Source organism: Erwinia sp. PPS120, assembly GCF_047918655.1.
GTDB lineage: Bacteria > Pseudomonadota > Gammaproteobacteria > Enterobacterales > Enterobacteriaceae > Erwinia > Erwinia tasmaniensis_A.
In genome coordinates this window covers 1-2,091 of sequence record NZ_JBLREF010000105.1, presented here as the reverse complement: position 1 = coordinate 2,091, position 2,091 = coordinate 1, and the positions used below count along the sequence as shown (strand labels likewise).

Here is a 2,091-nt window from a genome sequence, read left to right as displayed (position 1 = left end):
CGGGATGATTCAGGCCGCGTTTTTCCAGCCAGGCCAGCGCATCGGGCGACTGAAGCAGGTTCTGGTGATACCAGTTCACCACCTGGCCCAGCAGCGCCTGGCCGTCATCGTCCAGGTCGGTCAGCGTCTGACGGGCAGGCGGCGAAGAAGAAGAGACAGGCACGGCGGCGACTGAAGAGGAAGCACAACCCGCGAACGCACGCAGCCGCAGCACCGCTTTTGGCAGCGAGAAGCCTTCGGTTTGCATCATCCAGTCAACCACCGACCCCGCCGCCCCGCAGCCGAAGCAGTGGAACAGGTTCTTCTCCGGGCTGATGACCAGCGAGGGAGTTTTCTCCTGATGGAACGGACACAGCAGCACCAGGTCGCGCCCCTGTTTACGCAGCTGATGCCCCTGCGATTCAGCCAGTGCGGCCAGGGATATGCTGCGCTTTAACTCGTCCAGTTCCTTTTGTGGGATGCGGGGCATATCACGGACTCCTGTCAAAATCACGTCAATAGACACTTGTGTAGATTACATTATCTATATATTATTTGATTTGCAACAGGCAACTAAAAAGGAGGCCGTACAATGAGCCACATTGATTCATTGTGTGCAGGTATGGATATGTCAGCATTTGCAGAACGCCTTCGCCTGTTGCGCGAAGCCCGCAACCTCAGCCAGGTACGCCTGGCTGAACTGTTAGGCGTTGATCCCCGCGCCTATAACCGCTGGGAGAAGGCTGCAACAGCACCTCATCTGGATACGGTGATTAAGATTGCCGATGTCTTACAGGTGACGCTGGATGAACTGGTTGGCCGTAAGGCCATGTCAGAAGAAGTGAAGGTTCGCAACCATACGCTTCATGCCCTGTGGCAGAAGGCGGATCTGTTGCCGGACACAGATCAACAGGCATTAATTACTGTGCTGGACAGTTTTGTTAAGAAGTCGATGGTAGAGCAGGCAATAGGATTTAACAGTCACAGACGTTAACTGAGCGCGGCAGGAATGAGTTCGCACCTCACGCCCGCCGCTGACCACAACTAACTGATTGGGAGTTAATTATGGCTGAACATGATACTAAGCCAGAAGTGAGTATTTCCAAAGCGTTACGGCGGCTGAAGGTGGGGTATACCAGCATCCGTCACGCAGATCGTAATGATATGACCACCTATTACAGCCGCTGTCCCAGCATTAACCTCAAGGGTAACTGGCTGCAAGAGGCAGGATTTGCTACCAATATGCCAGTTATCGTCACCGTTGAGTGCGGGCAGCTGGTGATACGGCTGGCGGCTGAAGGGTAACTCACAGGCAAAAAATCCTGCCGGATTAGCGCGGGATTTTATGTTTATTTCATAAGGGTAACTCTGGATAAATTATCATTCTGATTAAATTGTAAATGGAGGGCATAACCCTCTTTTTCATATTTTATCCAACGACCTATATAACCCATGAGCGCATCCATTTTTCCACCACCAGAAGCTAAAGGGTGGCCTAATATTTGAACAGCCTCATGCTCCGAACTATTAATTGATACTGGTAGCTCTCCTTTGTACTCAGAAAACCCCTCAACCTTTTCTGCATAAAAAATAATCTGATCTACAACTTCATCTTCTAATAAAAATAAAACGCCTGAATGTAAAAAAGAGTAATATTCCCTGTCACCTAAACCCCCCCCCTCAACTTTAGGTAACTCATTAAAATCGCCTGAAATATTAATAAATTTACTTTCAAGTTTTGAGCAACCTAATAACTTAATAAATTCATCCCATATCAACATTATTTTGTTACTCCTATTTGAGAGTTTCTTTCCTTGAGTTGTCTTATTGCATCATCGACAAGTTTAGGATCATATCCCCGATCCAGCATATTCTTTCTCAATGCATCTGTATCACGACATTCTGCACCACAAAGATTTATTGCATCTTGTTTTACCTGAGATGGAGTATTCTTACCACCATAAGTAGGGCCTGCCTGATGTACATCTTTAGGTACTTCAATAGCTGTTGGGTAATCCTCCCCTTTTTAACGGAGGCGATAAGTAGAATCAAGTCATGCGTTGAATATGCTGCATCGGCGTGTAGCCATTTAATGCCATATTCGGACGCTCG

General features: G+C 48.0%; 4 protein-coding genes. 2 read left to right on the top strand and 2 right to left on the bottom strand.

From position 1 onward, the window contains the following. On the bottom strand, positions 1 to 469 hold a 469-nt coding region (locus tag ACLRGG_RS21340), incomplete at its 3' end, for a CHC2 zinc finger domain-containing protein (protein ID WP_416251579.1). 138 nt (positions 470 to 607) lie between these two features. On the opposite strand from ACLRGG_RS21340, the gene ACLRGG_RS21335 reads away from it, so the two are divergent. Then, entirely contained in the window at positions 608 to 973 is a 366-nt protein-coding gene (locus ACLRGG_RS21335; protein ID WP_416251578.1) for a helix-turn-helix domain-containing protein, read from the top strand. Between the two features lie 71 nt (positions 974 to 1,044). Continuing rightward, on the top strand, positions 1,045 to 1,284 hold the full coding sequence (locus tag ACLRGG_RS21330; protein WP_416251577.1) for a SymE family type I addiction module toxin: 240 nt from the start codon (positions 1,045 to 1,047) through the stop codon (positions 1,282 to 1,284). A gap of 44 nt (positions 1,285 to 1,328) precedes the next feature. Here the strand turns inward: ACLRGG_RS21330 and ACLRGG_RS21325 are convergent, their stop codons facing one another. Next, positions 1,329 to 1,760, bottom strand: coding sequence for a DUF6392 family protein (locus ACLRGG_RS21325; protein WP_416251576.1), 432 nt, complete (start codon positions 1,758 to 1,760; stop codon positions 1,329 to 1,331). Between the last annotated feature and the right edge of the window lie 331 nt (positions 1,761 to 2,091).